27 protein-coding genes and 1 pseudogene are annotated in these 25,990 nt (G+C 46.0%); 9 read left to right on the forward strand and 19 right to left on the reverse strand.

The annotated features are described in order from the left end of the window. Nucleotides 1-11 precede the first annotated feature (11 nt). Both AAX04_RS04785 and AAX04_RS04790 read left to right on the forward strand, forming a co-directional pair. Complete coding sequence (locus AAX04_RS04785; RefSeq protein ID WP_066794817.1) at nt 12-845, forward strand: putative RNA uridine N3 methyltransferase; 834 nt, start codon at nt 12-14, stop codon at nt 843-845. A gap of 81 nt (nt 846-926) precedes the next feature. After that, the gene (locus AAX04_RS04790; protein WP_066794822.1) at nt 927-1,637 is read left to right on the forward strand and encodes a B3/4 domain-containing protein; all 711 of its coding nucleotides are present in this window, start codon (nt 927-929) and stop codon (nt 1,635-1,637) included. A gap of 11 nt (nt 1,638-1,648) precedes the next feature. On the opposite strand, the gene AAX04_RS11860 is transcribed toward AAX04_RS04790, so the two are convergent. Further along, nucleotides 1,649-1,825 carry a hypothetical protein gene (locus AAX04_RS11860; protein ID WP_156519698.1) on the reverse strand — a complete coding sequence of 59 codons (177 nt, stop codon included), beginning with the start codon at nt 1,823-1,825 and terminating at the stop codon, nt 1,649-1,651. 276 nt (nt 1,826-2,101) lie between these two features. Here AAX04_RS11860 and AAX04_RS11865 point away from each other — a divergent pair, with 276 nt between their 5' ends. Further along, complete coding sequence (locus AAX04_RS11865) at nt 2,102-2,275, forward strand: hypothetical protein (RefSeq protein WP_156519699.1); 174 nt, start codon at nt 2,102-2,104, stop codon at nt 2,273-2,275. Here AAX04_RS11865 and infB read toward each other — a convergent pair. From infB to AAX04_RS04815, 5 genes are all read right to left on the reverse strand, one after another. Then, complete coding sequence (gene infB / locus AAX04_RS04795; protein ID WP_156519708.1) at nt 2,265-4,046, reverse strand: translation initiation factor IF-2; 1,782 nt, start codon at nt 4,044-4,046, stop codon at nt 2,265-2,267. The genes AAX04_RS11865 and infB overlap by 11 nt on opposite strands. 348 nt (nt 4,047-4,394) lie before the next feature. Further along, nucleotides 4,395-5,015: a proteasome subunit beta gene (locus tag AAX04_RS04800; protein ID WP_066794939.1), complete on the reverse strand. Its 621-nt coding sequence runs from the start codon at nt 5,013-5,015 to the stop codon at nt 4,395-4,397. After that, nucleotides 5,002-5,799: a peptidylprolyl isomerase gene (locus AAX04_RS04805; protein ID WP_066794827.1), complete on the reverse strand. Its 798-nt coding sequence runs from the start codon at nt 5,797-5,799 to the stop codon at nt 5,002-5,004. Before AAX04_RS04805 ends, AAX04_RS04800 begins: the two co-directional genes overlap by 14 nt. Beyond that, nucleotides 5,799-6,032: a 30S ribosomal protein S17e gene (locus tag AAX04_RS04810; protein ID WP_066794843.1), complete on the reverse strand. Its 234-nt coding sequence runs from the start codon at nt 6,030-6,032 to the stop codon at nt 5,799-5,801. The genes AAX04_RS04805 and AAX04_RS04810 overlap by 1 nt, the downstream gene beginning before the upstream one ends. Nucleotides 6,033-6,156: 124 nt before the next feature. After that, complete coding sequence (locus AAX04_RS04815) at nt 6,157-6,531, reverse strand: hypothetical protein (protein WP_156519700.1); 375 nt, start codon at nt 6,529-6,531, stop codon at nt 6,157-6,159. Between the two features lie 613 nt (nt 6,532-7,144). Between AAX04_RS04815 and AAX04_RS04820 the strand changes: the two genes are divergently transcribed. After that, complete coding sequence (locus tag AAX04_RS04820) at nt 7,145-7,447, forward strand: DNA-directed RNA polymerase subunit K (protein WP_066794848.1); 303 nt, start codon at nt 7,145-7,147, stop codon at nt 7,445-7,447. Nucleotides 7,448-7,480: 33 nt separating this feature from the next. On the opposite strand, the gene AAX04_RS04825 is transcribed toward AAX04_RS04820, so the two are convergent. Continuing rightward, a complete protein-coding gene (locus AAX04_RS04825) occupies nt 7,481-9,550 on the reverse strand; it encodes a hypothetical protein (protein WP_156519702.1) in 2,070 nt (689 codons plus the stop codon). Between the two features lie 271 nt (nt 9,551-9,821). Between AAX04_RS04825 and AAX04_RS04830 the strand changes: the two genes are divergently transcribed. Continuing rightward, a complete protein-coding gene (locus AAX04_RS04830; protein ID WP_066794854.1) occupies nt 9,822-11,198 on the forward strand; it encodes an RNA-guided endonuclease TnpB family protein in 1,377 nt (458 codons plus the stop codon). Here the strand turns inward: AAX04_RS04830 and AAX04_RS04835 are convergent. Beyond that, complete coding sequence (locus AAX04_RS04835; RefSeq protein ID WP_066794856.1) at nt 11,164-11,487, reverse strand: hypothetical protein; 324 nt, start codon at nt 11,485-11,487, stop codon at nt 11,164-11,166. The genes AAX04_RS04830 and AAX04_RS04835 overlap by 35 nt on opposite strands. 131 nt (nt 11,488-11,618) lie before the next feature. On the opposite strand from AAX04_RS04835, the gene AAX04_RS04840 reads away from it, so the two are divergent. Beyond that, nucleotides 11,619-12,599 (forward strand): aldo/keto reductase, encoded by a 981-nt coding sequence (locus AAX04_RS04840; RefSeq protein ID WP_066794858.1) that lies wholly within the window; start codon nt 11,619-11,621, stop codon nt 12,597-12,599. Nucleotides 12,600-12,633: 34 nt separating this feature from the next. Here AAX04_RS04840 and AAX04_RS04845 read toward each other — a convergent pair whose 3' ends face one another. The 6 genes from AAX04_RS04845 to AAX04_RS04870 all read right to left on the reverse strand — a co-directional run bounded on the left by AAX04_RS04845 (nt 12,634) and on the right by AAX04_RS04870 (nt 18,439). Then, complete coding sequence (locus AAX04_RS04845) at nt 12,634-13,188, reverse strand: nucleoside-diphosphate kinase (RefSeq protein WP_066794860.1); 555 nt, start codon at nt 13,186-13,188, stop codon at nt 12,634-12,636. A gap of 36 nt (nt 13,189-13,224) precedes the next feature. Next, complete coding sequence (locus AAX04_RS04850) at nt 13,225-14,490, reverse strand: NADH-quinone oxidoreductase subunit D (RefSeq protein ID WP_238377803.1); 1,266 nt, start codon at nt 14,488-14,490, stop codon at nt 13,225-13,227. A gap of 5 nt (nt 14,491-14,495) precedes the next feature. After that, nucleotides 14,496-15,617 (reverse strand): NADH-quinone oxidoreductase subunit NuoB, encoded by a 1,122-nt coding sequence (gene nuoB / locus AAX04_RS04855; protein WP_066794864.1) that lies wholly within the window; start codon nt 15,615-15,617, stop codon nt 14,496-14,498. 43 nt (nt 15,618-15,660) lie between these two features. Then, nucleotides 15,661-16,062 carry an NADH-quinone oxidoreductase subunit A gene (gene ndhC, locus AAX04_RS04860; protein ID WP_084761205.1) on the reverse strand — a complete coding sequence of 134 codons (402 nt, stop codon included), beginning with the start codon at nt 16,060-16,062 and terminating at the stop codon, nt 15,661-15,663. A gap of 98 nt (nt 16,063-16,160) precedes the next feature. Further along, on the reverse strand, nt 16,161-16,976 hold the full coding sequence (locus tag AAX04_RS04865; protein ID WP_066794867.1) for a type II secretion system F family protein: 816 nt from the start codon (nt 16,974-16,976) through the stop codon (nt 16,161-16,163). 2 nt (nt 16,977-16,978) lie between these two features. Continuing rightward, complete coding sequence (locus AAX04_RS04870; protein WP_066794870.1) at nt 16,979-18,439, reverse strand: type II/IV secretion system ATPase subunit; 1,461 nt, start codon at nt 18,437-18,439, stop codon at nt 16,979-16,981. 427 nt (nt 18,440-18,866) lie between these two features. On the opposite strand from AAX04_RS04870, the pseudogene AAX04_RS04875 reads away from it, so the two are divergent. Further along, nucleotides 18,867-19,139: pseudogene (locus AAX04_RS04875) on the forward strand (hypothetical protein); the annotation flags it as partial. Between the two features lie 266 nt (nt 19,140-19,405). On the opposite strand, the gene AAX04_RS04880 reads toward AAX04_RS04875, so the two are convergent. The 4 genes from AAX04_RS04880 to AAX04_RS04890 are packed head-to-tail and all read right to left on the reverse strand — an operon-like array spanning nt 19,406 to nt 22,876. Then, complete coding sequence (locus AAX04_RS04880) at nt 19,406-20,212, reverse strand: energy-coupling factor transporter transmembrane component T (RefSeq protein ID WP_369818407.1); 807 nt, start codon at nt 20,210-20,212, stop codon at nt 19,406-19,408. Continuing rightward, a complete protein-coding gene (locus AAX04_RS12365) occupies nt 20,213-20,461 on the reverse strand; it encodes a hypothetical protein (RefSeq protein WP_238377805.1) in 249 nt (82 codons plus the stop codon). It lies immediately after the preceding gene. Continuing rightward, complete coding sequence (locus tag AAX04_RS04885; protein WP_066794873.1) at nt 20,451-22,109, reverse strand: ABC transporter ATP-binding protein; 1,659 nt, start codon at nt 22,107-22,109, stop codon at nt 20,451-20,453. The genes AAX04_RS12365 and AAX04_RS04885 overlap by 11 nt, the downstream gene beginning before the upstream one ends. Nucleotides 22,110-22,117: 8 nt before the next feature. After that, on the reverse strand, nt 22,118-22,876 hold the full coding sequence (locus AAX04_RS04890; protein WP_238377806.1) for a hypothetical protein: 759 nt from the start codon (nt 22,874-22,876) through the stop codon (nt 22,118-22,120). Between the two features lie 588 nt (nt 22,877-23,464). Between AAX04_RS04890 and AAX04_RS04895 the strand changes: the two genes are divergently transcribed. Then, on the forward strand, nt 23,465-24,472 hold the full coding sequence (locus tag AAX04_RS04895) for an ABC transporter ATP-binding protein (protein WP_066794875.1): 1,008 nt from the start codon (nt 23,465-23,467) through the stop codon (nt 24,470-24,472). Between the two features lie 84 nt (nt 24,473-24,556). On the opposite strand, the gene AAX04_RS11870 is transcribed toward AAX04_RS04895, so the two are convergent. Beyond that, a complete protein-coding gene (locus AAX04_RS11870; RefSeq protein WP_156519703.1) occupies nt 24,557-24,715 on the reverse strand; it encodes a hypothetical protein in 159 nt (52 codons plus the stop codon). Between the two features lie 256 nt (nt 24,716-24,971). Between AAX04_RS11870 and AAX04_RS04900 the strand changes: the two genes are divergently transcribed. Further along, entirely contained in the window at nt 24,972-25,955 is a 984-nt protein-coding gene (locus AAX04_RS04900; protein ID WP_066794877.1) for an EamA family transporter, read from the forward strand. Nucleotides 25,956-25,990: the final 35 nt, after the last annotated feature.

Genomic DNA, 25,990 nt, shown 5'->3' on the forward strand with positions numbered 1-25,990 from the left:
TAATTACTTGAATGGGTATTAACATTGCCGTTCCATACAACGTAACTGAGGAGGCCACCACGGAGGAGGAGGCTGTTAGGAAGATCGGCTACATAGGTAGGGCAGCTGCCATTTTTAGGATTAAGAACGTGTATATCTATACGTTTAAGGGTAGTGAGGAGCCTAGAAGGGCTTTATTCATAAAGAAGAACCTCGAATACCTGGTGACTCCACCATACCTAAGGAAGGACATATTTGGCATTGACCCAGATTTAAGGTTAGCCGGCCTACTTCAACCATTGAATTTACCAGTCTTTGGACATAGGAAAGGTAATGTAAGGGTTCATGAAGTCAGGGTTGGATTGGTGGTTAGGTGGGATGGGTACTACTCTATTGTTAAGATTGGTGAAGAAGCATACGTCAAGGTCCCCAAGCCCTACCCTGTTAAGTCACTGGTTGCCGTTTCAATAGACTCAGTGATTGACGGCAGGTTTTACAGGGGACATGTGGTTAAGAATACTAGTGTATATATAGGCTACACGGTCAGTATTGTGAAGCTGGGTGAATTGGTGAGGATGGGTAACCTCATACTCACGGGTAAGGAGGGTAAAAGCATAGTCAGTGTTATGAACGAGTTAAGGAGCTTAATCAATAAGAGTGGAGATACCACTGTTGTGTTTGGTTCACCACGCATGGGCGTGGACGAGATACTTAAGGGTGAGGGGCTTGGTGACGTGCTTGAGCGTTCACTATTCGTAAACTTTATACCTAACCAAGGGCTCGTAACAGTGAGAACTGAGGAGGCTATAGTGGCCGTATTATCAATACTAAACGTGATAAAGCAAATGACAACACTCGCCCTTTAGGGTGGGGAAGGGGTCAGTAATACAATCCCACAACCTTTAAGTGAGGGAAACCTTTAAAGCAATGTGAGGTAGTATTAGTGTATGCGCATATTCATACATGGTTCCCTCAGCGACCTGGATGTAGCGCTGGGTGTTGGCATAGTTATAGGCATTAATAATAGGGTCAATGCACCTGAATTGGACAAGATAATTAACGATGCGGTTTCAGAGGTGAAGAACACCATAAGCCTGGAGTCGCTGAGGGATGATGGGTTAATTAGGCTTTACAGGAACTTCTACTGGCGCCTCGGCATAGACCCAACAAAGCAAAGGCCAGCCCAAGAAGCCTTGATTAGGAGGATTCTTAGGGGTGATGGGTTACCTAGGATAAATCCAATGGTTGATATTGGTAATGCCGTTAGTGTTAAGTATAAGGTGCCCGTGGGTCTTTACGATATTAGGAAGATTGGGCAGGTGGATTACATTGTACTAAGGAGGGCTGCTGATGGGGAGTTGTTCACACCCCTGGGTTCACCTAAAATGACCTTAACGAGGAACCAGATAGTGTTGGCAACAAGTGATGGTAAGATACTGCATGTCTACCCGTACAGAGACTCAGAGCTAACTAAGGTTGATGAATTCACCACTGATGTACTGATAGTGGTGGCGGGCATAAGTGGTGTTAGTGATGAAACGTTGTTAGGCGCCTTAACCGAAATTGAGTCGCTGAGTGAAACCTTACTCAATGGTAAAGTCCTTATTCATGGTATTGTTAGAAGTAATAAATCATTGGAGTTTAACTTAAGGTTTTAAGGGGGTTTTGCTTAACTTGTAGTTGTCGTCGTTGTGGTCTTGTAGAACGTTGCGGTGAAGGGCACATAGTACATGGTGTTGTAGTAGTAGCTTAAGTATGGGTTGTAGATCACGCCCTTCACGTATGGCTGAACAATCATGTATTCTAGGCCGCTTGGTAACCAGTAGTATGGTGCCTGGTCATACATTATCTTAATCTCTTATATACCTCGGCATCTAGCTTAAGCTGCTCCGTTAAGTTAGTTATGAATGGTAGTTCATTGGTTAACTCATTCACAAGGCTATTGTTGTACCAAGCCAAGTTACCGCTAATCCCACCGTTAATAATGTTGGCCAGCGGCCACACCTCTTAGAACAGTGGGTCAAGCCAATCTGGGCACCAATCTAGGTCAACAATAGCAGCATGGCATCTGGGTAACTAAGGTATTGGCAAATTGAAAATTGATGCATCCCATAGAGGGCCATTGGCTAGGTTATTTAAGTGTGGATCAGTCATATTGGTGACAACGTCAAGGAGCCACTCGCAGGTCTTGATAATGGGTGGTGGTTACGGTGTTAGGCTATGGGATGTTAAGGATCCTTGGGGTATTCAAAGGTTCATAATTAATAGGCTTAGGGAGGAGGGGCTTATTGACTAGTTTTCCAGGAGCTTCTAAGCTTCATGAACTCCTCAAGAACCTCAATCTCGTCGCTGCTTAAGTAATCCTTATACTGCATTATCAATTTGGCTGCGTGCTCAACAGGGACGTTGACGTAGAGCACCTCACCCTCCTTAATGTGCCTGCCAACCATTACATTACCCTCTATGGATATTGCCACACTCATGCCCTTCTTAGCCACTTGGATTGGCTTACCCCTATCCTGGATCTGCATTATAACCCCAATCTCCCTCCCATTTGCCTTAACCAGCCTGTACCCAGGTTTAATTAAGCCACCGAGAACCTCCACACCGACTATGGCTGGGTTACTCCTTCTAAATACATAACCCGGTATTATCGTCACTTTGCCTGGCCGTATGTATTTGCTTAGTTCACTTTCAATGAGCCTACTCTTCTCCTCATTAAACCACTTAGTGAACTCCTCAACGAGTCTATATAGTATGTTGTTTTGGAATATTGTGACTAACTGAACCTTAGCCTCATCCTCAACCTCCTTAGGGACCTTGACGTTGAAGGCTAAGATTACACCGTATAGTGGGTTTTTCCTCCTAACCACCGATGCGTCGATAACATCCCTCCTTGTGACTGAGCCGATGTCAGCCTTCCTGACTGGTATGCCCTGTGACCTTAGGTAAAGCACCATGGCCTCAAGGGTACCTAGCGTATCCGCCTTAGCCACAACACCGACCTGATCAGTCTCAATCCTAATGGATGCTGCATCCTTCGCAACCTCATCAATGTAGGGCTTGGGGTCGCCGTAGACTACGTAGACCGGTGACCCTGGGACAACCTCCTCTAAGCCATCAGCAACTATCTTAACGCCTGCCGCTGCCTTAACCTCATCAACGTGCATGTACCTGTCCTCCGGGTCCCTCATCTCGTCAAGGGGCTTGGGCATTACCATCAGCCTGACCTTAGTTAGCACAGGTCCATTTAGGCCCATGGCCACTAGGGTGTCACCCCTCTTAACTACGCCGTCGTACAGTACCATGTCCATGGTTGTGCCTAGCCCCTTCTCCTCCTTAACCTCCATGGCGACACCCTTACCAGGCCCATAACTAACCCTTAACCTATCCTTAACGAGCCTCTGGGTTAACCCAGCCATTAGGACTAACAGGTCCGGGATGCCTTCCCCGGTGACTGCACTGGTGGGTACTATGGGTACTTGCCTATTAAAGTCACTAACCCTGTCAAACCTCTCAGCCTCAAAACCCTGCCTATTGAACTCCTCAATTATCCTGACTAAGGCATCCTCAAGCCTACCTTGTACATCCTCACCCTGGGCCTTATACGAGTCCAGTATGGACGCGTTGGGGATTGGCTTCCACCCGTATATCCTGTCAACTTTATTAGCGGCCACCACGAAGGGTATGTTCCTGCTTTTAAGTAGGACTAGGCTTTCATACGTCTGTTCCTCGAAACCCCTTGTTAAGTCAATCACGAGTATAGCCAAGTCAGCCACTGATCCCCCTCTACGCCTAAGGTTTGAGAATGCCGCATGCCCTGGGGTATCAACCATTAGGAAGCCCTTAACCCAAACCTTACCCTTAAGCCTATACCTCTCAATCAGTGGTGCCGCATACTTCTCAATGGATGGCCATGGTAGGTAGGATAGGCCAATGTGCTGTGTTATCATGCCCGGCTCCCTATAGGCCACCATGGTGTTCCTAATCTTATCTAGCAGTAGTGTCTTTCCTACATCCACGTGCCCCACAACCACCACTATGGGTGCCCTGTAATCCTCGGTCATGGCTATACCCGTGTACATTAATGAACCTGTTAATAAGCTTTTACAGGCATGAGCAACGAATACGCCTTCAATGTAGAGTGTATGTGATTTTTAAGCAACAATATAGATTGCCGAAGCTAATGGGGCCTTGAGTGTGCTTGGCATACCCCTGAACCACGCCTTCTTCCTAAACTACACTAATAGGGAATTAAGTAAGCATATTGATGAAGTGGCCACTAGGGTTTCTCACCCCTTCCTCACAACCTTATGGATGCTTAATATTAAATTTAGCTCCTGGGGTCTATATGTATGCGATTAGTTAACCATCATGAATGTTGCATGAGGTAATTATATTTATTAAATCTTGCCTTAAACCTGGACCTCGCTGTAGCCGGATTCCTTAGTTATGGTAATTACATCTACCCCTTCACCACTGCCTGGGTCATGGAGCATTGCAGCCTTCACGGCCCTAATGGCTAGCTTAACGGCATCATTAAGTGTTATGTCATCCCTATACCCATCTTCAAGTACGCCAAAGGCTGTTGGGGAACCGCTACCAGTTGACATGAACCTATCCTCCCTGGTGAAGCTACCGTACCAGTCAACGGCGTATAGGACTGGCCCCTCCTCTCCATCCACGCCACCTATTATCATGTGCGCTATGTATATCATTGGCCTACTGTAAAACATGATGACTGAGGCATAGTTGGCGAGGGTTCTAATTGGTATTGGGGTTTGGTGGTTTATCTTGTAGTCCATGGCTAAGTGGGTTAGTTCATTAAGTATCATTTGGACATCTGCAACGGCGCCGCTCATGGTTGCAGCCACGTGGTTGTCAATCTTCCAAATCTTCTTACCCTTCCTGTGGGCTATGTAATAACCAGCCGTAACCCTCCTATCAGTCGCTAACACAACCCCCTCCTTAGTCACAATGCCAACTGTTGTTGTACCCGTTGTTAAGACTCCACGTTGATTACTAGCCCTGTCCACCTGAACCACCTTGAGTCTGAACCTGACCCTCCACCTGCTGCGCCTGGGGTGTTGCTTGGGCTTGTTGGGGTTGTGCTTGGGTTGCCTGCTGTTCCTCCCTTGAAACCTCAAGCTCCTCCACGTAAATTATCTTCTTGGCGTTGGAGAACCTTTGCGCCAGTTCCTCAGCTACCCTGAACTTAATGGTCCCGATTCCCTCTATGAATAGGACCTCGGGGGGTAGTTTAATGGTTATTTGGCCGTTCTCGTGCTTAGCCTCGATCTTGCTGGCGTCCAGCCTGGGTAAGTACTGCCTAACAATCTCCCTAATCTTATCATCATCACTTACAAGTCTCTTAACAACCTTAGCGTTGACAATTATGGTCCTCCCAGCCAGTGGGTGGTTGAAGTCTAGTACAACCCTGCCGCTGGATACGGACACAACCCTAGCCCTCTGGTTATTGTACTCCACTATATCGCCAACCCTAGGCAACTTACCAGCCCTGTAGAATTCCCTAATCGAAACCACCTTAACCTTGCCCTGGTCCCTAACCCCAAAGGCCTTCTCAGGTGGCACCTCCACAGTTACCTCAGACCCTTCATCGCTCTTGAGCAGCGCCTCCTCCAGGGGTTCGAAGATTTTTGTCTCACCAAGCACTATTAGCCTTGGTCCATAGGTTTGGTTGGGGTCGTAGATATTGGCCTCCTTAGCCTTCTCCTCAATAGTTGTCTCAATCACCTTACCATCATCCTTCGTCTGAATGGTGTAGTCCAGTAGTATATAGTCACCCTTCTGTAGAACCATCAGGAACCACCCTCCTCACTAGTTTTTACACTTTCCTCACTAGCCTCCTTAAGTCTCTTGACCTGTGACGTTATGTAGCCCGCTATCCTATTCCTCACCCTCTTAGAAGCCCCCTCAACCAGCTGCCCCACTACCTGCTTATTATGCTCAAAATCATCACTAAACCTATCCGGGTACTGCTCCATTAGTGCCCTTCCAACCCTCTTTATGTAAGCTGGCCTAACCTTACCCATCAGGTAGCGATGGTAGGTGACTGGTTTTAAGTGTTTCTTAGCCACCACACATTAACCACCATTGGAATGCACCTTAAAATTCAGGGTACACCGCTAAGGTGGTGTAAATGGGATTGTGTGGCCGCTAAATAACAATGTCTGTGATTTCACCCAGTAGCTCATGCACATCCTTATCTCTATACCTACTCACCACCTCACTAACATAGCTAATCAACCTGCTGTAAAGCCAGTTATTGCCACAGGTTGATACATCAAATGGGAGGGTGGTTATAGTCACCCTCCCATTGTTAACATCCAGGTAACCACCCCTTCTCAGGTTCTCGATGGTGTCCAGGAAGTCTTGGCTGATTGGCATGTAATCCTCGATGCTCCAGTTGAATATGAAGTAGCCGCTTAGCTTATCCACCATGTACATTAAGAGCGCCAGCTTATCTATACTGCATGACCCATTAAGCATCCTAACCATGTCCAGTAATACGCATCTTCGTAAATCCTCCACAAAATGAAGGCTATAACCCCCTTTAATACTTACCGTCTCTCCGGAGGTGGTGGAGGCTTGTTGTCTCCACCGTCTGCTTCTCGACGGTCTCCCTGGGCCCCCTCACCGCAGCGACTCCCCACCCGTCGCCTAGGGTTCCTTGCCACTACGGATCTCGAGAACCCAGGGTCACTAGTAAAAATGTTAGGTCGGGTTTATAAATCCAACTGGGATTGGTCATCAACGAAAATAAACGCCACAAATAATCATGAAAACCGAAACAGCCACATTTACAGTTTTTAGCTTTAGGTTAGCTGGCGGTTTCTCGCTCTTGAGGGGTGGGGTTTCCTTGGGGTTTTTGAGTTACCCTGCTTTCTCTGAGACTGCTAGATACTTCAACTAGGCTTCATAAATCCACCGCCATGAGACTCACGCAGTAAGGCAACCTAACCATAAAGGGCGAGACTTGCCGTCTGCTTTATCATGAGATGCGCAAACTGCAGCTTCATGGATAATAAGGACAATATCCCACTGCACTGGGCAATAAAACACCTCACCACCCTAAAGGATGGAGCCTCCAACTAGGGTGATGTGTAGTTAAGTTTATAAGGGGATATATTTATTGGGAACGAACATGTCAACAATAGATGAGTTATATTCATTGATCAGGGACGGTAAATTACCTTACCCACCCCGATTAACTAAGTATGAGCTTGCCAAGATAATTGCGGTAAGGACAAGGCAGCTAATGGATGGTGCACCACCCCTAGTTAACCCCAAGGAATTGAGTACATCAGACCCCGTGGCCATAGCCACCGAGGAGTTGAAGAGAGGCCTGCTCCCATTCATAATAATAAGGAGGCTACCCAACAATAAGAGCGTTGAGTATTCACTTAGGGAGTTGCAGGAACTTGAGAATAAGGTTCTATCTTATTGAATAACACTCAACGTAATTTTAATTAGGGTTACCTCATGGCTGCGGCAGGTCTGGTCTCCGCCTAAATACATTACCCAAGATTATCACTAGCACTATTACCAGGACAATAACCCCGATTATTAGAGCTGCAGTGGTTTGTTTAGTTAATACGTACCTTGCAACTGTCGATGTTAAGGTTATTGTTAATGTACTTACTTTCACCATAGTTGTGATTAAGGTGATTGTTGAGGTAACGGTGGTTGTAGTGGTGCTAACCGTTGTTGTGGTTGATGGCGGGCTAACGGTGAATATAGGCGCCATACTGGTTACACCCACCCCAGTTACTGATGGCACTGAGCCGTAGGTAGACATGGCGAAGGTTAAGTTAACGGATAATTGGTAGGACTCCCCACTCACAATCAACCCATTACACATTGTATATAGGTTTAGCACCAACGTGTAGCTATTGAACATGAGTTGGTAAAGTGGGAGCGTTAAGTTAACAGTGAAGTAGCCGTCCTTAATCCTAGCCTCACCAGCCCCTATTGACTCATAAACCAACCCATCACTGGTGAATGGGGCTCCAAATTCCGTCAGGTTAGTGTGCATCAACGCTAATGCGCTACAGCCGCTTAGGCGCGGTATCAACATACCACTTAGGCTTACTTTAAAAACGCCACCATTATAGCCGTAGGTTGCTTTTATACTAGTTAAGTTAACCAGTAGGTGCATTGGCTTAATGGGTATTACGCCGACTAATACTGCACCCTGGGTGTAGTAGAAACCTAGGTTAAATGAGGCCATGCCGTCACTTGTTATGTTAAGCAGGTCACCACCATTGAGGTTAATGATGGCGTAGGTGCCATTAGGTAACCCAAGGGCCGTTAAATTAACATTAACGTGAAGCGCATTAATCGGATTGCCATAGTCGTTAAAGGATATGTAGGCTGAATTGGCGTTTACTATTGGGAACACCTCAACTGAGGCATTTGTGGTTAAGACAGGTTCCTCAATATTCGGCAACACAGTGCCCAAACCGGTGGTTAACCAGGATGAGTCGTAGGGTATCAGAACGCCGCCACTGCCCCTCCACTTATTGATAATGCTCATGACCCCACTTGGTATGTATGATTCAGGAACCATAAGGATTAAGTACCTGTACCTCGATAGGTTAACTAGGCCTAGCTCTAATTCATCAGCGGTTACTATGTTGTACGGGTAGTATGCATATTCATCACCAACCTTAACTAGGCCTGTTGATATTAAGTAAGTCTCATCCTCAAGGTGCTTCCACTGGTTGTATGTTTCACCATACATTGTTACGTAGAGTACGGCTACACTGGTCTTTGGACGGCTACCGTTAATTAGCCTATATACCTCAGCCGCCATGGCGTTTAACTGGGTTGTTGGCCAAAACCAACTTAAACTCCTGATAAATACGTAGTAATCACCACCCATGAGCCATGGGTAACCGAGCATTATGTGGGATACATACCTGCCGTAGTACGCACTGGTGCTGGGTACAGGTGTCCATTCCATCATTAAATGAACTCCATAGACACTGGCTAGGTTACTGAAGAAGATTGCGAACTTGGTGTGGTCAGCATCGTCAAGTACTATGGTTACGTTATATTTCCTCGCCAGTTGGAAGTATAATTCAGGCATTTGAAGACCATATATGTCATCAATTGAGCCACCCCAGTAGAACAGGAGTATCCTATCGGGTCCTATGATACTCCTAATCGTGCCGAATAACTCACTGTAGGTTTCATTAATACTCCAGACCCTGAATAACTGGAAGTAGGGCCAATTACCCATGAAGGGTAATGATGGCGTTACATCGTTAAAGCTCCTATATGCCGTGTGCCACTGCAGGTTAAGCGCAGTAATGTTACCGCCATACGTCCTATTCAGATATAACCTAAACATTGCTACATCACTCTTGGCGTAACCAGTGGGTAAGCCTCCTACCCCAGGGCCCCAGTCATCATCAAGCCACCCATAGTCAATTAGTACACCTAGGAAGTTTGAGTAATTAACATACCTGCTAACCACGGTTTTAATGAAATCAAAGTAATACCGCCTATCCGTCATGTTCCACCACGCCAATGCAGGCGGCGACATCCATGTTAAGTCTCACCCCTTCTAGGGGTGGTGTTGCTTCTTAGAGTTTGTTTAAAGTTTTAGTCTATTGGTTGGTATTTTTGTTTCTGGTTATGTTTTAATTCCTCCTTTGCCTTGTGTTTTCTCGGTGCTTGGGTTGGTGCCTCCGGGAGGGGGTTCAATCTCTTTGGATGAGCCGGTGGGTCGATCACCCACTGTTTCCACCAACCCAGGCACACCTTCCTCCTCCACTCCTAAACTAAAGGGGAGTAGGAAATTGAGAGATGAAAATATGCGCACTGTTAGGCTTAGGCTACTGCCTAGTGGTGCCCAGGAGAGGAAACTGTGGAGGATTGCTGATGCCACTGCTAGGCTTTGGAATGAGTTGAATTACACTAGGCTTATGCAGTTTAGGATGATGGGCAAAATAGACTTCAAAGGAACGGAGCATGAATTTTACCATAGGTATAAGAGTGTGTTGGGTGTGAATGCTGGGCAAGTCATAAGGTTGAATAACAGTGCCTGGAAATCATACTTCGAAACACTCAGGCTGTACAGGCAAGGCAAACTACCTAAATTCATGGGTAAGCCTTCGCCTCCTGGCTTCTGGAAGGACAGGCTACTAGGCAGGAGGAAGCTAGTAATCCTGGTTAGGAACGATAGATATTACCTAGAGCCCACCAACGGTGGGGAGGGTTACTTGTTGCTTAAGGATTGGAATTTAAGGATCAAGTATACTGGTAGAATCAAGTGGTCTGGTAAACAGGGCACGTTGGTGATTAAGCTTGAGGGCAATAGGTGGTTCGCATACGTGCCGATCACTGTCGGTGAGAAGCCTGCTAGGAGTAACCCGAGGGGTTACGTGAAGGGGGTTTACGATAGGGTGCAGATAAACAAGCCTAAGGGCACCAATAAGGCTTTCATTGACGTTGGTTTGAATAACCTATTCGCAGTGGCGTTTAATCACACCGACGTTGCTATTCTGATCAAGGGTTCGACGATTAAAGCTGAGTATTACTGGTGGAAGCGTGAAACCAAGACCTACCAGGCGATTAGGGATTGGTTGAGGAATCGTGGCTTCAAGACATGGCGCAAGTACCATGCATTCCACCTACATGCCAAGTATAAGCAACACGAGAGGCTTAGGCACTACTACAGGACAGCAATCAGATTTCTGGCAAAGACACTCCATGGAATGGGAGTCAACGAGGTATTCATCGGATACCCATACATGCTTAACCAAAACAATAGTAATGAGTATAATGCCAATATTTGGTGGTATGTAAAGATAATCAAGTGGTTGGGTGAGGTGCTGCAGGAATACGGGATAAGACTCAATGTGGTGAATGAATATGGGACTAGCAAACAATGCTCAATATGCAATGCAAACCATGAAAACGGAAGAATCAAGAGAGGACTATACGTATGCCCAGTAACGGGCATAAAGATTAACGCAGACTTGAATGCTGCGAGAAATATCGCAAAAAGAGCAGGCTACGAAACACCGATACCGAGAAAAATACTCAGCTACATAGTAACAAGCAATGGCGTGAAACCATTAACCCCCAAAGAGGGGGTAACTGTCGAGACCCCCACAGTGAAAAACCCCACCCCTCAAAAGGGCGGGAAGGGGGTCATACGGAGTAGAAGAACACCAGGATTACGTTGAGGCCAAGTGCCCTGGTGTAGTTCATGTAAGTGTCAAGCACCTTAAAGTCATACTCATTAGGTCCATACTCAACCGAACCCCAGGGAATGGTTAGGAAAACTGTGTTGTACCCAAGCTCCTTAATTGCCTTAAAGTAAGTGAAGTCATGGGGTAGGCCATTTGAGCCAAGATAAGGGACCTGAACAGACCAAATAACCGCATTACTAGCCATGGTGATTGCGCTTAGTGAAATTAGGATGACGATTGCTAATGGTAATGCCAGTTGGCTCCTGGTCGTTATGCACCTCATGCGTCTTAAATGTTTGATTAAAGGTTTTTAAGCATTGGCTCACATTGATGATTCACCACCGTTAATTTCACAGCTAAATAACCATATCCTCAACGTTTAAAAAGTAGGTACTGCGAGCTGAGTGACGGGTTATGGAATACGTTAACCTGGGTAACTCCGGTTTGAAAATCTCAAGAATATGCCTCGGCGCCATGCAGTTCGGCAATACTGCACCATGGATGGTTGAACTTGATGGGGCCGTGAAGGTTTGGAAGAAGGCATGGGACCTAGGCATAAACTGCATAGACACAGCCAATGTTTACTCAAGGGGGAGGAGCGAGGAGATTGTGGGTGAGTTGGTTAAGGGTATGAGGGAGGACGTGGTGATAGCCACCAAGGTCTATGGTCAAATGGGGAATGGGCCAAATGACCGTGGCTTGTCCCGTAAGCATGTTATGTGGCAGGCCCGTGAATCGTTGAGGAGACTTAAGACTGATTACATAGACCTATACCAGATTCATAGGTGGGACTATGAAACACCCATTGAGGAGACCCTATCCGCATTAACCGACTTAGTTCACCAAGGCCTGGTTAGATACATTGGAGCCTCGAGTATGTGGACGTGGCAATTCGCCAAGGCTATATTCATAGCTGAGATGAAGGGTTACGAGAAGTTCATCAGCATGCAGAACGTGTACAACTTGCTTTACAGGGAGGAGGAGAGGGAGATGATACCCTTCTGTAAGGCACACGGCATAGGTATAATACCCTGGAGCCCGACGGCGGCCGGCATATTAAGCGGTAAGTACTATAAGGATGGTAAGATAGTCGTCCCTGAAACAGAGACCAGGGTTAGGCCAGGTACAGGTGACTATAGGATCTACGTTGAGCCCCCTGAAAACGCTGAGATACTTAGGAGGGTTATTGAGGTGGCCAAGAATAAGGGCGCCACACCAACACAAATAGCCTACGCCTGGCTACTGCATAAGGGCGTCACGGCGCCTATAATAGGAACCACTAAGCCTGAGCATGTTGAGGAGGCTGTTGGTGCATTGGAGATTAAGCTAACCGACGATGAGATTAAGTACCTTGAGGAGCCGTATAAGCCTAAGCCTGTCTTTGGGCATAGGTAACGTTGATACAGGGCCTACTCGATATTCGTATATTTCAATATTCATATATTTCATTTTCCCTAAACCAGTACCCTATTTCCCTCCTCGCCTCCTCAGGGCTATCACTGGCATGCACAATGTTCCTTATGGCCCTCTTCTCCCTATTAGCCAAGTCTGGGCTATCCACCGAGTAGTCACCCCTTATAGTACCCGGCTCAGCCTTATAGGGTAGTGTGCTACCAACCAGCTTCCTAACCACCTCAACGGCATGATTACCCTCAACCACCATTAGCACTATTGGGGACTCTGTCATGTAGTCCACTAGCCACTTCTTAACAAGCCTACCAATCTCCACCGGGTCATCTGTACCCAATTCAGCCTTAGGGTCAATGCCCATCTCCTTATAGCTACCCAGGGTCTTATTACCCACGCTCTTAAACCAATCAGGGTTACTTGGGTAGAAGCCCTCAATCTGCTCCCTACTAGCCCAAACCATCTTAATAGCCACTATTTTCAATCCAACCCTCTCAAGCCTTGAAATAACCTCCCCAATCAACCCCCTCTTAACCCCATCAGGTTTAACTATCACAAGCGTCCTTTCAATGGTCATAGGGGCGCTGTTATTAGTCTTTTTTAAGTTTAATCGTTACCTATCAGCCTCAGGCGGGAAGTAGCCCCATGACCCATATATTGCGGGTAGGTCCATTAACCTATAGCCCTTCAGGCTCTCCATGAATGGCCTTAGGTTGTACCAGGATGGGGTAATCATCCTGAGCCTATAAGGCACATTAGACTTTCCATCACTGACAAGGGAGTAGAGCAATGTACCCCTCGCCGCCTCGGTTAACGTTGTTGCCTCACCCTCAGGTAGCGTTAGGCCTATTAGGAGCCTAAAGAGGTAATTCCTAATATCCTTAGCCACCCTCTCCCTCTCCTTCGGCGGCACCCTAGCCATTAACTTACTGCCTATCACAGGCCCCTCGGGTATGTTCTTCACGGCCTGCCTTATTATGTTTAGGCTCTGCCTAATCTCCTCAACCCTAACGAGGAACCTTGAGTATGCGTCACCTTCATCGGCCACTGGAACCTCCCACTCCAGTTGATCGTAGACTGCGTAGGGCCTAACCTTCCTGTTATCATACTCAACACCGCATGCCCTTAGGAATGGGCCAACGGCACCGAACCTTATGCACTCATCCTTGGTTAACACGCCTACACTCTTCATCCTGCTCACGGTGACGGGGTTCTTAGTGAATATGGTCCCCAACTCATCGATCTTCTTCTCTATGAAGAAGGTCATGTTGTATATGTACCTTAAGGTGTCTGGGTGTACATCCCACCTCACACCGCTTGGTATAACGAAGGATACGGTTATCCTAGCCCCCGTCATCCTGGCTAAGGCATCGACTATGAATTCCCTAAGCCCAAAACCCCACATGTAACCCGTGGAGTGGCCAAGGAAGACAGCTAAAATGCCTGTATCGTAAAGGTGGTCACCTATCCTACTCAACTCATCCATTATGACCCTCAGGTACTGCGCCCTGGGTGGAACGTCTAGTTGACCCAACTCCTCTATTGCCCTAACGTAACCATGATCCATTATGGATGATTCAGCTATTGTTGGACGCTCCACGAGTGGTATATTATGGACAAATAGCCTTGTTTCAGCCAACTTCTCCACAGCCCTATGTACATAACCTGGGTCAGGAATGGCCTCAACTATGTAGTCACCCTTCAGCCTCAGGATTATCCTCATGTGCCCACTACCCGGGTGGGCTGGGCCGATTAGGACTAGGTACTCGTCTGACCTGTAGACCTCCTCAACCATATTCTTAGGGATCGGTAGGAAAAGTGACTTAACCTCAGTGGGTAACTCCACGGGTACGTTTATGGAGACCTCACGCTCACTCATCACCATCACCTCTCAACCACAACACCCTTTAGTGACGGTATCCTGTACTCCTTCCTAAGCGGGTACTTAACTGGTGTATCTGGGTCTAGCAGGAAGTTACTACCCATCCATGGGTTACCCTCAAACCACACGCCAAATAGGTCGTAGAGTTCCCTCTCCTGGTAATCAGCCCCAGGATATAGGTCAATTATTGACGGCACCTTAGCCTCATCCCTAGGCACATCGAAGTATATGGTCAATAGCACTGGCATGAGCTCCTTATTCATGTATGAGCCAAGCACGTACTCCATCCTAAAGACGCCAGCGTTAATGAGGTCTATGACGTTTATGGACTTAACGTGGTCAAAGCCCAGTTTAAAGGCTGACTCCACGGCTTCCCTAAGCCTACCCGCGCTGTCAAGCGTTATGCATAGATCATTAACATTCCTGACCACGGCGTTCTTAACACCATTGCCTAAGGTTGATTTAAACCCATCCACCAGCTTTTGGCCTAACTCCCACTTAACATTGGGCATCGGCTTGCAGACATTAATGTCCTTAATAAGCTCAAATTCAATCCTATGTGGCGGGTTCGGGGGTCTTTGGGGTTTATCTGGTTTAAGCTTTGTTAGGTCGAATTGACTGGGCCTAATGTTCGGCTTAACCTCTTTACCCTCAATTTTATCTTGAACCATCCTAATGGCCCTAATAACAGCCTCAGGGGTTGGCGGGCAACCCATGACCCAGGCATCAACGGGTACAATATCGCTAACCCTAACGACGTGATATGAGTTCCAGAAGACACCACCCTCCATTGCGCAGGAGCCCATGGCTATGACGAACTTTGGGTAGGGCATCTGCTCATAGGCCACCTTAACCACCTTAGCCATCTTCCTGGTCACGGTACCCTCAATTACTATCGCATTAGTTTGTCTCGGGCCGAATATGGGTAGGAACCCCCACCTCTCCGCATCATAACCAGGGGCTGACGTGTGGGCAAACTCAACACCGCAGCAGGCCGTGACCAGGTGGGCTGGCCATATGGAGAACTTGGTGCCCCAGCTGGCCCATGAGTCAGGGAGCAGTTTAATGTCTATCCCAATGGACTTTAACGTTATCTTTAATGTATTGACACCCGTATCACCCATAATTCCTCACGAACTGTTGAACTTGTTATATTTTTAAAAATTACTATTCGGCTCTTCTGTTTAAAATAACCCTACGAGGAGCCTCATAGGCCATGTACTTAATGTCACTATAGGCCACGTATATTAACGGTGAGTAGGTAACTAGGAATACTATGAAGAGTAGTACATAGCCTAGGCTAAAACCTGTGAAGCCTATTGATAATGTTAACAGGAGTGCCGTGACTGGTTCCACTGAGAGGAACATTAATAGGAAGCCCACGTACTGCATAGGTAATATACTCCTCACAGGCCCAACAGGTACATTACCAGCCTCGAACCTCATGACCTTAACCGGGTTCGTTAACCTAACCTTGATTATCCTCCTGATGAGCAACACTAAACCATCCACGACAAGTCCTATGAATACCAGGAACAGTAACGCCGCTAACACACCCCAGTAGGCCATGGACAATAGCGCTTAGGTCAAGTATTTATGCTTTACCATCCATGCCAGCACATATTTCCCTCGATTTAGTGTCCTGCTGGTTGGGGCCTGAATTAAGCCTAATCAGTAAGCCCACTCATCACCACGTAGAATACCATACCTGTGATTGGCATGTAAACTAGGAAAAGTAGTAATATTAATGCTGTTGGGTTTATTGGGAATGAGCCAAGGGGTGATAGTGAAATGGCTAGTATTATGAGTAGTAGTGGGAGTAGTTGAACTGAAACTAGGTATATCTCCATCATTAGTGATAGTGTCTGCACCCTTGACTTAAAGGTTGACTGCTCTCTCCTGACTATTGAGTCTAGTTTAAGCATTAGTATATCAGCTATGTTGCTGCTGATGCCGTACGACTCAGTTATTATGCTCATAACGTCGCTGTACGTCCTTGAAGGTACCCTATTAATGCTCCTCCTAATCGCATTAACAATATCGAAGCCGCCGTAAACCTCAGCAACTATCCTCCTAAACTCACCCGCAACCTCAGGATCCATCCTAACCATTGTTAGCTGATTAATGACGTTAACCAGTGGTTCGCCACTGGCGAGTAGGGGTATTGTGGTCAGTAGTATTGTCACTATGGCTTTTTCAAACTTCCCAGCCCTTGACCTTACCTTAGCCACTAGGTAAATGCCCAACATGGTTATCATAAGCAGTGAGACTATTTCAATTAGGGCGAAGAGTATTGTTAACTTAGGCACTAACCTAATGCTTAATAGAGCTAGCACCAGCGATACTGATGATAACCCGATCATTGATAGGATGGTGAATTTAATGAAGCTGGGCTGCACAGCATAGCCGGTCATCATGCTGATGCGCTCGAAGTAGTCATTGATCCACCTATTAAGCGCCTTAATGACATTTGCGATAGCCATATTTATCCACTAGAACCCTCCATGGCCTTAAAGGCTGACTCGGGGTCCGTGTGATACTTGTTTATTAGCTCGAAGACGGCGCTTGGACTTGCGGCGTTGTTCTTAACCATAAGCTCAATGAACCTCTTCCTCCTATCCAACTCAGCCTTAACCTTCTCCATTGGTAAAGCGTACTCCTCAACTACCCTATTAATTAGCATTGATTCGTTAACCTTAACTACCTCATCCTCATCCCTCCTCCACTCAAAAACCCTGTTCAGGACTGGTCTATCCTCCTGCACATCGACAACCTCCTCAACCTTGACAACCCTCCTAACAATTTCATCCCTACCCGTGGTTACTATGTTTATCTGAATAACAACGCCCAGCGATGCCAGTAGGGTTGGGGGTATTTCCATGGGCTTAGATATGAGCCTCCTGAAGGCTAATTCAGCGGTGCTGGCGTGTAGTGTTGATAAGCCCGTATGCCCACTAGCCAACCCTTGGAAGAACACGTACGCCTCCTCACCCCTCAACTCACCCACGACTATGTAATCTGGCCTAAGCCTCATGGAGACCTTAACCAAGTCGTAAAGGTCAACATTGGCGACTCCTGGGATTTCCGAAGTCCTTGAGACTAAGGGGACCCAGTGGTCGTGCAGTAGGTATAGTTCCCTGGCATCCTCTATGGTTATTATCCTACGCCCATTCCTAATGAGGAAGAGGAGTGCGTTCAGTAGGGTTGTCTTACCAGCCCCAGTGGGCCCTATTATCAGCATGCTCCTGCCGTAATCAAGCATAAGCCATAGGTAGGCGGCCAGTTCACTACTTAAGGTACCTAGCTTAATCATGTCTATCACCGTTAACGGCATCTCCCTGAATTTCCTGATGGTTAAGGTGGGGCCCATTGACGATACATCCCTCAGCAGCAGTTCAACCCTAAAGTTCTCAGGTATTAGTAACCCCTCCAGTATCGGGTTAGCTGAGCTGGGATTCCTTCTTATTCTCTGGGATAGTAGGGTTACTAGCCTATCAAGCTCCTCACCCTTAATAATTATGTTGGTTTTAATGTGGCCGTACTTATTATGCCAAACGAAGACGCTTCTACCAGGGCCATTGACATGCACATCCTCGACCCTTGGATCATTGATGAGGGGTTCCAGTGGGCCAAACCCAACGGTATCCCTTAAGATGTAGTACATCACCTTATTAAGGGATTCAGAGTCAGTATCTTGGATATAACGCCTAAGTAAGGACTCAGCATTCTCCCTCACGTACTTCTTAACATCACTGTAGTTATCAATGGATGGGATACTCCTAAGGCTTAATGACTTATTAAGTTCATTCCTAATCCTCGTAATTAACTCCTCTTCGGAATCGCTTAACTTAGGCTCATCAACCCAGTAAACGTACTCACCGCTCCTACTTAATAATATAGATATCCTCACTAATCCGTTTAATACGCCGTAACTGTCAACATGCATTTTAACTTAATATGCATTGTACTGAATATATAAACATTACTCATGCTTAAACGACACTAGCCCTTAGCCAAACCACCATAACTACTCACCAAGGTTAAATCACCACGACTCGATGACACTAGGTATATTGGCCCATGTTCCGTGAACACCACATGAACGACCTCACCCAATCTAGGTGTATTAATTACATAGGTTGTTAAGGTATGCCTAGGCACCTCCTTAAGTAGTACAAGGGATGCGCTTGGATTGCCTAGGGCTAGGTCAATGATACCAATTCTATACCCAACGTAGTCGAGCCCTAGCCATGAGTATTGTTATTGTGCTTTTACCACCATCCTTACCATCACTTGCAATTCATTTAATAGCGCTCACGTTTATTATTGTATAAGGTCAATTAATAAGGAACTAAATAGATAACCTACGGAATAAGAGGGCTGGTTATGATGTTGTGGTTTATTTTGATGGGTTTGGGTCTAGGGTACCGATAGCTGATAGTCCGTATAAGGGTTTGAGGCCTGCGTATGAGGTGGCGCAGAGGGAGGGGGTGATTTATGGTGTTTGCGGCTACTGCGCATCACCACCCCACCTCAACATTAGGGATAAGTTAACGGCCTTAAAAATTAGGCTAATCGGAGATGAAGAACACCACGAAGACCTATCAAAATTCATAAACAACGGCTACCAAGTCTTGGTATTTTAAAATAACCCTCAGTGCCTAGACATTACTGGAACAGACTGGGTACTGACCCCTTCCCCGTCCTTGATGGTGGGGTTTTCCTGGGGTCTTAGGGATTATATTGCGGGGGAATCGGCCCTCCACTCCTCACCTCTTGAGAGTTGACCAAGGGAGGTACTGAACATCCTACCTAGGATTGAGTTTAAAACCATCGCCATAAGACCCCACGCAATGGGGTAACCCCGCCATGAAGGGCGAGGTTTGTCGTTTGCTTATCATGAATGCCTAACCTATGGGTTGTAGGGCACAGCCCCCATGCCCGGCAACCCAGATATGTAGATGCCCGCAATCAATAGGGCTATTAGGAATGCTAGTATTACGTAGTCCATTCTAGTCATTCTAATGTCCTTATAATACGTCCTCTTCCTAAACGCCCTAAAGGCCCTTAAGTCGGCTGCAATAGCTATTTGCCTGGCATCCCTAAGTGTTAGTGTTACGATACCAATGAGGGCCATGATAACCACCCTTATTATGAATAACGATTCCCTAATGAACGTTATGGGATTCCTACTCCTTGGTCTAAAATCAACACCCCTAGCCTTTAGGGAGTTGAGTACAACCATGGAGTTCTCGAGAACCTTTGGTACAGAACTTACGGCAAGTAATAATGTGAAACCAAGTTCAATGGGTAAACCGTTCTTCTCGAGAGATCTGAGTATGTCCGAGGGTGGTGTGCTGAATATTAGCAGTAAACCAGAGGCTATTGCTGCCACGGCCCTGAAGGTTATCTGGAGACCATAAATAATGCCCTCCCAGGTAATACCCACTGGATTATTTACATAACCCAGGTATGGAACATAGAAGGAACCACTACCCTGGGTAACACCGAAGATTGCTAGGGATCGTGGAAGCACGTAGAGGAAGGTTACATGGTGAAATATAACCTGTAGGTATGAGTATGGTGTGAACATGGATTCTGTCCAAGCGGTTCCTATGAATGAGGCTAAGATAAGTGGTACAGCTATCCTGAGCTTCTCCCTAATGTTACTTAATAATGAGTATAATGCCATGACAGCAATAAAAATTATTGCTGAAATTCACCAAATCGTTATTGCGGCAACAGTGGTGATCACTATCGATAATAGGATCTTGACCCTAGGATCTAACCTATATATTACCGATTTACCCTCTATGAACCTAAACAACGACATATAGCCCTGGAAACCTATTAACCTGAATATTAGGTAGATAACGAGGGCAGGTCCGTAAAGCAGCATTATTAGGGTTATTGTCCAATTAACGATAGGGTTATAGAGCACCTGCCCAATTATTGGGCTAGGCTGCATGAACCCTCACCCTCCTAATACTTGCTGTGGGCTTATTAATCCTACGTGTAACCTCAAAAACCTGTGGTGGCGATATCCCCCACTCAGGATGCCTATGTGACTCCTCAAAAACAATCTCCGGCGTCCCACTAAATACCACATTGCCATCATACATTACAAAGACCCTATCGCTATACTCACCAACCTGCCTCATGTTGTGCGTCACCATTATGAGTGTCATACCCCTCTCCTCCTTAATTGTCAGGAGTAAGTCCATTAATGATGTACTGGTCTCATTATCAAGGCCTCTAGTTGGCTCATCAAGAATTAATATGCGTGGCTCAGCCACAAGGACCGAGGCAACACTCACCAGCCTCCTCTGACCAACAGATAACTTATGCGGGCTTTGGCCTAGTAGATCATTAATGCCGAGGTAACTGCTTATCCTTTTCACTCTCTCCTCAACCTCCCTCCCATGAATACCAGACAGCCTTAGGGTGAATTCGAGCTCACCCTTAACAGTGCTTGATAAGAGCATTTGATCTGGGTCCTGAAATACATAACCAATTAACCCAGTCCTTTCCTTACCAACGAGTCTTGTTGAGTCATAACCAAGGATTTTTATGGAACCACTGCTTGGTTTATAGATACCCGCCAATAAATACATCAGTGTTGATTTACCCGATCCATTGGGACCGATTACACTTACAACCTCCCCATCCTTAATGACCAGGTTTACACCCTTCAAAACCTCCTGAACGCCACCTGGGTATGTGAAGTGCACGTTACTTACAAGTATCGCATCTTCGCCAACACCATCATCAACCTTATCAACTACATCAATTCTATTAGCCACGCCTAACTCCATGAACTCATCGACAGAGATTGGGTAATACTCTGCATTCTTATCGATCATCCTATATAACGTGGTTACCTGAGGTTCCTCAATACCAAGCTTTGGTAGCTCCTTAGCCACGGCCCTATGTGGCTCATCATCTACGTATATCGTGCCATCCTTAAGACCAATAACCCTATCCACCACACCGATCACCCTCTCCACCCTATGCTCACTCATTATAATGGTCAATCCTTCATCATTCAACTTCTTAACAAGACCGAAGATGCTCTCTGCACCCATGGAATCCAGCATCGATGTTGGTTCATCAAGTATTAGAATCCTCGGTCTTACGGCAAGAACACCAGCAATAACTAACCTCTGCTTCTCACCACCACTGAGGAGGAAGGTTGGATGCCTCATCTTATGGATGAGGTTAACTAAACCCAGTGATTCAACAACCCTACGCCTAATCTCATTAGGGTCCATAGCCCTATTTTCAAGACCGAAGGCTACATCATCATCCACAATTAGCGAGAATATTTGACTCTCTGGCACTTGGTATACCGTACCAACTATTGTGGCCATTTCATGCACAGGGGTCTTTCTTGGATCACGATCAACCACGCTTATTGACCCTCTAACCGAGGCACTTACTATGTTAGGTATAACACCATTAATCACATTCAATAATGTGGATTTCCCAGAACCAGTCCTACCAACCAATAGAACAAACTCGCCCTCCTCAATTTCGAGGGAAACGTTCCTGAGGACAGGGTTCCTGGAACCGAAGTATCGAACAGAAAGATTATTGATTTTAATAATCCTAGCCATAAACCCCCCTATGATAAAACTCTCTTTATGTAGTAAATAAATGGAGCCACTATTAACCCAAGGACCACCCCCGCACCAATACTAACTACGCTTGTTATTGCCCAGAAGCTCGGTGTATATGTATAACCCTCCACAAAGGTTGCCCAAAAGCCCCTGTACCAGACTGGGAAGGCTGATGATATTGTTATACCACCAATTAGGGCATCAACTATGAATAATGCCTTAGCGGACTTTAACTCCTCCTCAAGCTCCTCAGCATCTACAGAACCCCCCTCACCAACACCTGGATCGGTAGACTTACTGAATACCCCTTGGAATGGCATCATGTAATACTTACCCCTATAGATTAACCACAAATCAATTATTGCGGCATAGGCAGTAACCTCATAAATGAACCAGAAGGGCTCGCCGCCAAAACCGTAATGTATTATGTCGGAGAGAAGGGTATATATTACCATGGTTAACCCAGCCGAACCAGGCTTACCAACAAGAGCCGCCGCGAGCATCACGAGGAATGTCTCACCAATTATTGGGTAGTAGAAGTACGTGGTTACGGCACCAACCTTCGGGATTAGGGGTGAAATGAAGAAGTTATAGACGATGAGTAGTGCCGCCACTAAGGCTATGTACACAAAATCTATGGTCTTAAAATTACCAAAGGGTCTACCTTCCTTAGGTCTCCAGGCCCAGGCTAGTAGGGCGAAGTAGAGTAGCGTCCATATGAGTATGATCGGCCACGGTATTATTGTATTTAAGTTAAAGTGCACACCGTTCTAAACCATACAGGGTCACAAACCTAGCAACAAAAACCTTAATAAAACTTATGTAGGTAGAAAACTTACATAATATATGCATACATATACAAATATAGATTAAAGTAGAAGTATATCACTCATCGTGCATGAATCTTAGTATCTACATCCACCTCCTTAGCGTACTTCACTAAGGGCTTCCTGAGTAACTGCTCGTCAGCACCTGGTATCCTCATGTGGCTCCAGGGTAGTTCCCCATCTAATAGCTTCTGTGGGTATACGTAATTGATCAGTAGATGACCCCCCGCACTTTTAAGGTTAGGTTAACCCAGGGTCTCGATTACCACCCCCTACCACGGGGTTATTGGTCTTATCAATGAGGCAACCATTATAAACCCATCACCATAAAACCCTACGAGTGAGGCAACCCCACCATAAATGGCGAGACTCATCTGTCATCATCAATGGAGACTCGCATCGAAGACACCAGGAGACATAACGGGGGTCATATTACATAGCACTTAGATTGTTAAGAGTTATGCCTTTAAGGGCTATAATGCTTAAATACCCTACTTCACGTTAACTTAATGTTGTGGTGAGTTGATGGTTAGTTTCACGGATACGCCGTGGGTTGATGGTGGACAGTTAGTGGTAGCTCATAGGTTAAGGATGTGGTATACTGTGCGCCCTGGTTTGTTCTCAAAGCCGAGGTACGTTAAGGCGGTTGACGACGTAAGCATTAGCATTGGCCGTGGTGAAACCTTAGCAATAGTTGGTGAGTCAGGGAGCGGAAAGACAACCCTGGGCAGGACACTGCTTAGGCTACTTAAACCCACTGGGGGTGAGCTACTTTTCGACGGTAGGGACATCACCCAAGCTAAGGATAGTGAACTGCTTTGGTTTAGGAGGAGAACTTCCATCGTTCTTCAAGACCCATTCTCAAGCCTTAATCCATACCACAACGTAAAGTTCATAATTGAGGAGCCGTTGATAATAAATGGTGTTAGCCCCAGGGAAAGGGATGAGATGGTTCATAGGGCCCTTGAGGAGGTTAAACTAACCCCGGTGAGTGATTACCTCTACAAATACCCGCATCAATTATCCGGCGGCCAGAGACAGAGGGTCGCCATTGCTAGGGCTATTGTGACTAGGCCCGATTTCATAGTGGCTGATGAACCTGTTTCAATGCTTGATGCATCAGTCAGGGTTGAGATATTGACGATACTTAAGAGTATTCAGGAAAGGGATAAGATAGCCTTCGCCTACATCACCCACGACATCTCAACCGCCAAGTACTTCAGCGACAAGATACTGGTCATGTATGCTGGTAAGATGGCCGAGATAGGGCCTTATAGGGATGTTATTAAGGAGCCGCATCACCCATACACCCAAGCCCTAATTGAGGCAATACCAGACCCAGACCCTAAGAATAGGTTTAGTGAGAGGAAAGTGGTTGGCGGTGAACCCCCGAACCTGGCTAACCCGCCTAGTGGTTGTAGGTTTCATCCTAGGTGTCCGTTTGCCATGGATATTTGCCGCAGGGAGGAGCCACCAATGATAGAGATCAAGAAAGGCATATACGTAGCATGCTGGCTATATGTAAAGAGGTAAAGATCATTATTTATTAACCAGATAAATACTTATTGAGTTAAAGGTAAAGCATAGGAAATAATAATTTCACAACTTACTAAATAATTAAGAAGCCGTTAAAAGACTGTATAGTGTGTAGTGGTCGTTAATGAATGTGGCTGGGTCTAGGCTTACGTTACCCATGGTTGCGGAGTGGTTAGGTAGGTACACATAGTTTATATATTCTTCATTAACTGTGGATATAATCTGAGTCCTAATAGACATATGTTAGTGCAGACTTATTAAAGTTAATGCTGGCACTACAACCATAACCACTGGCAACTGTAACCTCGGTCAATGCGCCTACCACGGCTCCTATCATTACGAGGAACTGTATTGGAACCATAGCTTAGGATCATGGATCGCTTAGTAATATTTTATTTAAATGAAAAATTAATGATTCACCATTGAGTAAGGTTTTTAAATGAAGTTAAAATAACCCCATCACCTTCACCCTACCCATCACCTTAAGGTGGTCTTGATGACGAAGAAGAAGTACCTGGCATTGTCCATGTTAGCCTCGGCGCTGTGGGGAGTATCGTACCCGGTCAGTTACCTAGCCTTAAGGCTTTATGGGGTTAATGATCTCATAACCTTAAGTTACCTAGTATCCACGATACTACTCTCAGTGCCTCTACTAGCCCGTGGCTTCGAGATAAAGTCAGTGGTTAAGGGTGTTACAATATCCCCGGTAAACTACGCCCTAAACTACCTATACATTAGGCTGACTGGTGATGTTGACGGATTAGCGGCCTTGGCTGGCTCCAGCTACATAATCCCGCTCATAATAATAGACTACATGAATAGTGAGAGCCTTAACACTAGGCATGTTGCATCAGCTATCATGCTACTGCTCAGCATTTATCTACTTTACCAGGGGTACTACGGCTCATTGGCAATTGCCTTACTGATGATGGTCATCAATCTGGTTTACACGATTGCCTTAGATATGCTTAAGGAGGCTGAGACCATTAGTATGGTTTTCGGTCAATCACTAGGCACCTTAGTGATTTCATGTTTAATGGCACTTAACCTGGGTGAGACGTCACACATAGATATGTTTAATGTGAACTACATATACTACCCATTGGTGCTCTCACTAGTGGGGGTGGTGTTGCCTTACGTGTTATACTCAGAGGCCATTAAGCACATTGGCCCCGTATCAGCATCGTTAACGTCGTCAATTGAAATCTTAGCCTCAATAGCATCCTCAGCATTTTTAAGTCCACCACCAGTTAACCCAGCTGCATGGCTACTGCTAGCATTATCAATAATACTAATTAACGTTGAGCCACTTAACCGCGGTAACGTCAACCCAATGTGCATCAATCAGCCTGCAATTAATGACAAACCCAATGGTGTGGGCATAAGCCTAGGCAGCATTACCAGTAATATTAATGAGCAGCATGGGGTTAAGCATATTAGCCTATTAATACATGCTCCAGGTAGGGGTGTAGTGCTGTAGATATAAAGGGATAATAAGGAGAGTTGCCACTAAGG

Origin of the sequence: Caldivirga sp. MU80 (assembly GCF_001663375.1) — an archaeon.
Classification (GTDB): Archaea; Thermoproteota; Thermoprotei; order Thermoproteales; family Thermocladiaceae; genus Caldivirga.